8 protein-coding genes are annotated in these 5,276 nt (G+C 72.2%); all 8 read right to left on the reverse strand.

Annotated features, from left to right (window positions below; translation table 11 throughout):
- On the reverse strand, positions 1 to 539 hold a 539-nt coding region (locus IEY86_RS35480; protein ID WP_189136023.1), incomplete at its 3' end, for an ATP-binding protein.
- Complete coding sequence (locus tag IEY86_RS35485) at positions 539 to 1,357, reverse strand: bifunctional DNA primase/polymerase (RefSeq protein WP_189136024.1); 819 nt, start codon at positions 1,355 to 1,357, stop codon at positions 539 to 541. The genes IEY86_RS35485 and IEY86_RS35480, both read right to left, overlap by 1 nt.
- Positions 1,358 to 1,448: 91 nt before the next feature.
- A complete protein-coding gene (locus tag IEY86_RS35490) occupies positions 1,449 to 1,694 on the reverse strand; it encodes a hypothetical protein (protein ID WP_189136025.1) in 246 nt (81 codons plus the stop codon).
- On the reverse strand, positions 1,691 to 1,891 hold the full coding sequence (locus IEY86_RS35495; protein WP_189136026.1) for a hypothetical protein: 201 nt from the start codon (positions 1,889 to 1,891) through the stop codon (positions 1,691 to 1,693). The genes IEY86_RS35490 and IEY86_RS35495 overlap by 4 nt, the downstream gene beginning before the upstream one ends.
- A gap of 15 nt (positions 1,892 to 1,906) precedes the next feature.
- Positions 1,907 to 2,098 carry a hypothetical protein gene (locus IEY86_RS35500; protein WP_373287149.1) on the reverse strand — a complete coding sequence of 64 codons (192 nt, stop codon included), beginning with the start codon at positions 2,096 to 2,098 and terminating at the stop codon, positions 1,907 to 1,909.
- A 26-nt stretch (positions 2,099 to 2,124) separates the two neighbouring features.
- Positions 2,125 to 2,376: a hypothetical protein gene (locus IEY86_RS35505; RefSeq protein WP_189136027.1), complete on the reverse strand. Its 252-nt coding sequence runs from the start codon at positions 2,374 to 2,376 to the stop codon at positions 2,125 to 2,127.
- Positions 2,377 to 2,516: 140 nt separating this feature from the next.
- Positions 2,517 to 4,664 carry an FtsK/SpoIIIE domain-containing protein gene (locus IEY86_RS35510; RefSeq protein ID WP_229699066.1) on the reverse strand — a complete coding sequence of 716 codons (2,148 nt, stop codon included), beginning with the start codon at positions 4,662 to 4,664 and terminating at the stop codon, positions 2,517 to 2,519.
- A gap of 89 nt (positions 4,665 to 4,753) precedes the next feature.
- Positions 4,754 to 5,131 (reverse strand): RRQRL motif-containing zinc-binding protein, encoded by a 378-nt coding sequence (locus tag IEY86_RS35515; protein WP_189136028.1) that lies wholly within the window; start codon positions 5,129 to 5,131, stop codon positions 4,754 to 4,756.
- Positions 5,132 to 5,276 lie beyond the last annotated feature (145 nt).

Below are 5,276 nucleotides of genomic sequence, written 5' to 3' on the forward strand. Positions count from 1 at the left end.
TAGTCGGCGTCGTAGGCGGAGGCTCCGGGGGCGGAGTTGCCGCGGACTTTGGCGAAGACGTCGATGACGACCATGCGGGCGTCTCGGTGGCGCTCGACCCATGCGGCGATGGCGTCGGTGCCGCCCTGGGGTAGGGGCGGGCACGTGGTGGACAGGGTCAGGCCGTTGGGGGCCGGTTGCCCGCCCAGGATTTTGCCCATGCGGCTTTGGAGGCGGCGGGGGGTGTCTTCGAGGGCGAGGTAGAGCACGGGCCCGCCGTCCACGGGGACGCTGTCGAACGCTGTGCCGCCGACGGCGACCGACAGCCCGAGCCCCAGCGAGAGCCAGGACTTGCCCACCTTCGGCGGGCCGCAGAGCAGGTTCACGCCCTCGGAGATGATCCCGGGCACGGCCCAGCGCGGTTCGGGGAAGTCCATGGCCATCAGTTCGTCGGCCGTCCACGCGGTGCGCGGGCGGGCCGGGGCCGGTGGCTTGCCGGGTTCGGCCGGTGCGGGGACGGCGTGCAGGTGCTCGGACAGGGCCGGGTTCGGGGTGCTCATCACGCTGCCACCGTTCGGGGGCGCTTGGCTCCGGCTTGGAGCCCGGAACGGATGGTGCGCTGGGTCTCCCCGGGGCGCTGCCCGACCTGCTCGGCAGCGGCGGTCAGCCAGCTCGTCACGTCGTGCTCGGGCAGCGCGCCTCCGGCGACGAGTTGCCCGAGTGCGACCGAGGCGAGGTNGCCCGCGACGGCGGAGCGCAGGTAGGCGGAGTATCGGCCGGTGTCCAGCGGCACCACGACCGGGCGCTGTGGGGGCAGGGGTGCCGGTCGGAGGAGTTCGGCGAGCCAGTCGGGCAGCGGGACGGGTGCGGTGTTGTGCACGACGGTGTAGGGCTGGCCGTTCGCGGCGCTGCCGGCGGCGACGACGTAGCCGCCGCCCGCGCGGGTGTCCACCTTCCAGCCGAGCTTGCCCGCGGTGTTGCGCAGCTCGACGTCGGCGGGGGCGGTGAAGTACAGGTGGATGCCGCCGCGGCCGGTGCGCACGGTGTAGGTCTGGTGCGGGTAGGGCTGGCCGTGCCGCTCGCAGAGGGCGGCGAGTACGTCCTCACCGCAGACGATGCCGACCGCCGCCCATGGCTCGGGCGGGGTGTCGTGGTCGTGCTTAGGGGTGTCGAGGTCCAGGACGACCAGCCGGGATGGCCCGGTGGCGATGCCGATGTTGTAGGCGCCGGTAGCCCAGCACCGGGCGATGCGCTCGGGTTCCACCGTGGCGCGTTCCTCCCAGGCTCGGACGGCGGGGCGCTTGTCTCCGGGGACGAGGGGGAAGACGTGCCAGCCGCGGGAGGCGTGGGCAAGCGCGGACGGGGAGGGTTGGGGCATCCTGGTGTCTCCTTCTCGGTCGTTGACCGTGGTGGGGAACCGGAGGCGGCGGGCTGTCTTTGGCCGGGAGTGCCGCCGCCTCCGGGTGGAGCTAGACCGCGCGGCGGAGCGGGAAGGTGATGACGTCAGCTCCCCGGTCGGCCGGGGCGACGGTGGGCATGCCGCCGTCCGGGGTGGGCGGCCCGTCGTCCGCGCCGGTGTCGCGGGTGAGGACTGCGGCGACGACTGCCAATGCGGCGTCGTGTTCGCCGCGGTGGCGCCAGGCGGCCACCGCGAGTGCGGCGGATGCGGCGGTGCCGGGTGCGGTCATGGCGAGTACGAGCAGGTTCGGGCTCATGCGGTGGGTCCTTCCATGGCGGCGAGCAGGTCGGGCCAGGTGGCGCCGAAGGCCGCCAGGCGGGGTTGGATCGCCGTCCAGGAGGCGGCGTCGATGCTCATCAGCGCGCCTACGGCGGCAGGCAGTTCGCCGCGTTGGACGGCTTCGCACAGCTCGCGCACCGCGACGGCGGCCAACAGGTTGATCTGCGGTTCCATCAGCGGGGCTCCCGTTCAGCCGAGGGAGTTGGCGGCGTGGAGCAGGTCGCCGATGAGCTGGCGGACCACGGGGGCGGCTCCGGTGTCGGCGACGAAGAAGCCGAACAGGAAGACCACGGGCGCGGCGGCACCGAGGCTGGCCTTGAACTTGATCAGGGCGAAGGTGAAGGCCCCGGTCAGGACGACGGCGGAGACGGACATCAGCACGGCGGGTTCTCCTTCGGTGGTGGGGTTCAGCGGGTGCCGTCGCGGTGGAGGCGGGCGGCGAGGTTGAACAGGTGGCGGCCGACGCGTATGCGCTTGCGGTCACCGCGGCAGCGTCGGCAGGTCTTGCCCGGCCGCAGCCGCCCGCGGCGGTCGGTCTTCAGCGCGTAGCCGAAGCCGCGGCACTTGCGGCAGTCACCGAACGGGCTGACCGCACACAACCCGGCGTAACAGAGGGTTATCGACAGGGTGAGCAGGCTAGCGGCGGCGAGCAGGGTCACAACGGGCCTCCCAAGCCGGTTTCAGGGTGTGCGAGGGGAAGGCCGCTAGGCACTAGCGGCCTGATCATGGGATTGGTGGGGCGATAGGGCCGGTGCTAGACCTAGCGGGGTGCCCCGCTAGGTCCAGCGGCGGATCGGATCTATCCGGCGTCCCGCTTTCCGTCACGCTCCGTCATTGCGGTCAGGATGCGGGAGTGCTCAATGCCGCGCCGGTTGGCGCCCTTGCCGTCCTCGGTCCTGCCCCACACCTGGCCCGTAGGGACCCCGTAGGGCTTGAGCACGTAGGCGAGCTGTTCGGGCTCCCACCCGCCGTAGACCTCCGGCCGCAGCTCCGCCAGGCGCGCCACCACGATCTCGGACCACACCTTGGACTCCTCCGCCGGGACCACAGCCGCGATGTCGGCCAGCAGGTCGAACGACGCGGTTGCGGCCTCGGTCTCCGCTTCCTCTCCCAGCGCGTGCCCGGACAGCGTCCCCGCCTCCTGCCGCACGGCACGAGCACGCCGGGCGATGACCTCGGCGGTGGGGGCGTCGGCGTAGACGGAGCGCACGATCCGGGCGTCGGAGCCTTCACCGACGAAGTAGTGGATGCCCTTGTCGGCCCAGGAGAACATCGTGGCCCGCACCCCGCGCTTGTAGGCAGAGGTGCCGAGCACCATGTCGTTCTCCAGCTGCCCCATCACCTTCAGGCACCAGCGGGTGGAGGCGTTCGCGGAGATCCCGGTCGGCAGGGACTTCGCGTCCGGACGCTGGGTGGCCAGCAGCAGGGTGATGCCCAGGGCCGGGCCGCGCTTGACCAGGTCGGTGCAGATCTCCTCGAACTCGCCCCCGTGCTTGGGGTGCTCGAACCACACCTGCACCTCATCCGCACCCGCCACGATCGGATGCAGGCCCAAACTCGCCTTGTCCGCCAGGGCAGAGGTCACCTTGGACTCCGGGCAGATGTCGCGGGGCAGGTTGCGGATCACCTTCGCCCGCCGGCGCAGCTCGTTGCGCAGTGCGCGCAGCGCGGACAGGGCGTATTCGATGTCCTCCTCGTCATCGCCTGCCCGGTAGCGGTGGGCGACCTGCTCCAGCGGCCCCAGGTCACCGGTGCCCTTGAGGTCGAAGACGTGCAGCTGCGCCCGCGGGTCCAACGCCGCGATGAGCAGCAGCAGGCGCAGCAGGAACGTCTTGCCCATGCGCGGGATGGCGCCGATGATCCCGGAGATGTACATCAAGGTGACGTCCACCCAGCGTCCGCGCTGGTCGGTGCCGAACGGGGCGGCGGTGAACAGGTCCACCTTTCCGGCCTTGAGCAGCGGCCATGCGGGCTGGCGGGCCTTGGACATGTCCTGATCCCCCACCCACAGCACCAGGCGTCCGGTGTGCTCCTCCGGTACCGCCTCGGGCCATACGCAGCCCAGCGGACGCCGAAGCCCGGAGGCGAGCCGGTCGCGGCGGTCCATCACATCCGAGACCGTCACCCCGTAGGGCAGGTCGCCTTCGGCGCGCCACCCTGGCCCGTCGCGGGTGATGGGTGAGGTGAACACGAACCCGTCGCGGCCCTTGGCCACGGCCTGGTTGATCTGGGAGATGCTCAGCGCTCCCAGAGCCCGCAGCACGATGTCACTGGTCAGCCGCTGGACCTTGGGCAGTTCCACCGCGCGGGTGGCCACGGGGGCGTCGGGTTCGGTGCCCAGGTGGCCCAGTGCCAGCACCAGCGCGGTTACCGAGACCGCCTGGAGCCAGCCCGGGGCGAGCACGTACAGGGCCAAGGCGGTGCCGATGCCGACCAGGCAGGCCAGCACGGTGACCAGGGTGCGCAGCCGCACCCGCGCGTCGCGCTGCCGCGACAGCTTCAGGTATTCGGCCGCGTCCTCGCGCCGGACCGACGCCAGCCGGACCGCCTGGCCCTCCGCGTCGGCCACCCACCGCACGGTGCCGCCCGCGGACTTGGCCAGCCCGCGCGGGCACTGCACGGCCAGCTTCGCGGCGTACAGCGGCAGCCGGAACGCGTGGTACGCGCACAGGTGGCCGTAGTAACCCGCGATCCACTTTGAGGCGGCGGCCAGTTCCGCTTTGGACTTCAGCCAGGCCGGGACGACCGGACGGCGCTTGGCGCCCGTGATGCGGGTCAGGAACCCCGGCCCGGTCGGCTCCGGGCCGTCCACCATCACCGCAGGCGGCAGGTCGCTGCCGGCGCTTTCGGTGTGCGAGGTGGCGGACCGTTTGGTGGTGATGTCGTAGACGGCGGCGCCGTCGCGGCCGGGGTCGTCCGGCTGGCTTGCCGTGGTGATCTCAGACACGATGTGTCCGCTCCTTGGAGTCGTTGAGGGAGTGGCGGGGCCCGGTCCGCCTGGCAGCAAGTGCCGGGCCCCGCGCGGGTCGTGCTCGTTCAGGCGACGCGCTGTTCGTCGTAGGTGCAGGCGGTGCAGCCGCCCAGCGAAGCCGGAATGACGTACCCGGCATCGCGGCGGCAGGTCGGGCAGGTGCGGCGCGCGGCCATCGCCGCGGCCAAAGCGGCGCGCCTGGCGGCAGTCATGGGCCGCACCGGCTTGGCGCTCTCGATCCGGTACAGGTACGCGGCGCGTACGCCGCAGCGGTAGCGGCGCGAGTTCCACAGCACCTGAGCCGCAACCTCCTGCCCTCCGGGGCGAAGCCCGCGCGCCCGCAACTGCCGACGCGTGGCCAGCCCGGCCGGAGCCAGACCGAACGGGTAGGTCGGGATACCGAAGCGGGTACCGGCCGGGTCGAAGAACCGCACAATGGCCATCAGGCACCGTCCCCGGCGGGCACCAGGTGCAGGGACTCGCGCGCCCCAGCGGCCCGGCGCGCCTCAACAGCCTTGATCCGCTTGCGGCCCCAGCCCTCGGAGAACCCGAACTCCCGCCCCAAAGCCGCCGGACCGATCGGCGCCC

Source organism: Wenjunlia tyrosinilytica (genome assembly GCF_014646055.1).
GTDB classification, from domain to species: Bacteria; Actinomycetota; Actinomycetes; order Streptomycetales; family Streptomycetaceae; genus Wenjunlia; species Wenjunlia tyrosinilytica.